Source organism: Acidovorax sp. KPB24-03 (assembly GCF_057546605.1).
Genome location: NZ_BAAJYR010000520.1, coordinates 1 through 2,084, shown reverse-complemented (window position 1 = coordinate 2,084; position 2,084 = coordinate 1). Strand labels below are relative to the sequence as shown.

Below are 2,084 nucleotides of genomic sequence, written 5' to 3'. Positions count from 1 at the left end.
CGGTGGCGCTGGCGTTGGCCCCCATCACGGTGCCTGCAGCGGACGACGACGAGAACTGCGCCGTGCTGCTGGCCCGCGCCGGGGACAAGGTGCAGGGCGGTGCCGCAGGGGCCGCCCCAAAACCGCCCGCCTCCCCGCCGGCCAAGGCGCGCTGAGACGTGCAAAGGCGCGCTCAAGTGCGTTAAAGCGCTCCAAGGCAGGCACGATTGCTATATTTTTAATAGCGCAACCCCCTAGATCAATATGCGCCGAAGCCATTTTTGATCCTCATCCCATAGGCGCGCTTTCCCTACGCACAGCGGTCTCGAGAAACCCATCTGGAAAGAACCCCATGCCACGGCACATCCTGATCACCGGCGCGAGCGTCGCCGGCAACACCGCCGCCTGGGCCCTGGCCCGGTCCGGCTGCAAAGTCACCGTGGTCGAACGGGCGCCGGAGTTCCGTGACGGCGGGCAGAACATCGACGTGCGCGGTGCAGGCCGCGAGGTGCTGCGCCGGATGGGACTGGAGCAGGCAGCGCTGGACCAGGGCACGGGCGAGGAAGGCACGGCCTGGATCGACGAGGATGGCCATGCCGTCGCCGAGTTCAAGACCGACGAACTGTCCAGCGACGGGCCCACCGCCGAGATGGAAATCCTGCGCGGCGACCTCGCCCGGCTGCTGTACGACGCGGCGCGCAAGCGGGCCGATTACCGGTTCGGAGACCATGTGGCGGCCATCGAAGACGATGGCACGGCGGCGACCGTGCGCTTCGCTGGCGGGCAGCAGGAGCGCTTCGATGCGGTGGTCGTCGCCGAGGGCGTGGGTTCGACCACGCGCGAACGGGTGTTTTCCGGCGAAAACGAACCGCGCTGGATGGACCTGACGCTCGCCTACTTCACCATCGCCCGTGCACCCGACGACAATCGGATGTGGCGCTGGTATCACACCACCGGCGGTCGAAGCGTCTCGCTGCGGCCCGACCGGCACGGCACCACGCGCGCCATGCTGACGATCCAGCGCCCCACGGAGGGCGAGCAGGACTGGGACATGGACAGGCAAAAGCGCTTTCTGCGCGAACAGTTTGCCGATGCCGGATGGCAGGCCCCGCGCGTGCTGGCGGGCATGGAGACGACCAGCGATTTCTACTTCGACGCGTTGCGTCAGGTGCGCCTTGCGCGCTGGCACCGTGGGCGTGTGGTGCTGACGGGCGACGCCGCCTGGTGCGCCACCCCGCTGGCAGGCATCGGCACGACGCTGGCCCTCACGGGCGCCTATGTGCTGGCCGGTGAAATCGCACGGGCTGGCGATGGAGGCAGGCTCGAAGAGGCTTTTGCCGCCTATGAAAAAGCCATGCGGCCGATGGTTGAACAGGGCCAGAACGTGCCCAAGATCGGTCCCCGCCTGATGAACCCCCACAGCCGGCTGGGCATTCACCTGCTGCACGGCGCGCTGCATCTGGCCAGCCTGCCAGGGGTGCGCGATGCGTTCGCGAAGCTGATGAACCGCCAGCTCGACGAGCCGGACCTGTCGCGCTACCCTGCGTGAGAGAGATCGACGCGGTGGTGCCTGAAAGGGGCGCCTGCTGGCATCGGCACACCGCGCAGCAGCAGCAGCAGCCGCAGCAGTAGCAGCGAGGCAGGCCGAGGCGCTGCACCGACGCACCCTTGCCCGGGAACCTCGCCCACGCCTCAATGGAAATCGCGGCTGCCGTCCAGCGCCTGGGCCAGGCGGCCGAGCAAGGGGGTCATGTCCTTGCAGCGCTGGGCGACCAGGTGCCGCACCGCGCCCTGCCCTGGCGGCGTTCCCGGCGGGTTCGGACTGGACTGCCACAGGCCTTCCACCGCCAGCAGGCGCGAGCGCAGCAGCGCATTGCGCCAGGTCTCCACGAGCGACGGCCAGACGATGACGTTGACCGGCCCGGTCTCGTCTTCCAGCGTGATGAACATGGTGCCGTTGGCCGATCCCGGCCGCTGGCGCACGGTGACGATGCCGCAGGCACGCACGCGGCGGCCGTTGGGCATGTCGCGCAGCGCCAGGGCGGTCAACAGCCGCCAGCGCTCCAGCCGGCCGCGCAGCAGCGCCAGCGGATGGCGGCGCAGCG

2 protein-coding genes are annotated in these 2,084 nt (G+C 69.1%); one reads left to right on the top strand and one right to left on the bottom strand.

Going from position 1 to position 2,084, the window contains the following annotated elements:
- Nucleotides 1–331: 331 nt before the first annotated feature.
- Entirely contained in the window at nt 332–1,528 is a 1,197-nt protein-coding gene (locus AC27KI_RS23470; RefSeq protein ID WP_487116127.1) for an FAD-dependent monooxygenase, read from the top strand.
- A gap of 143 nt (nt 1,529–1,671) precedes the next feature.
- On the opposite strand, the gene AC27KI_RS23465 is transcribed toward AC27KI_RS23470, so the two are convergent.
- On the bottom strand, nt 1,672–2,084 hold a 413-nt coding region (locus AC27KI_RS23465; RefSeq protein WP_487116125.1), incomplete at its 5' end, for an OB-fold nucleic acid binding domain-containing protein.

What these genes read in the sequence shown, in the direction of transcription:
- AC27KI_RS23470 (WP_487116127.1), top strand. Translation starts at nt 332, where the DNA reads ATGCCACGGCACATCCTGATCACCGGCGCGAGCGTCGCCGGCAACACC.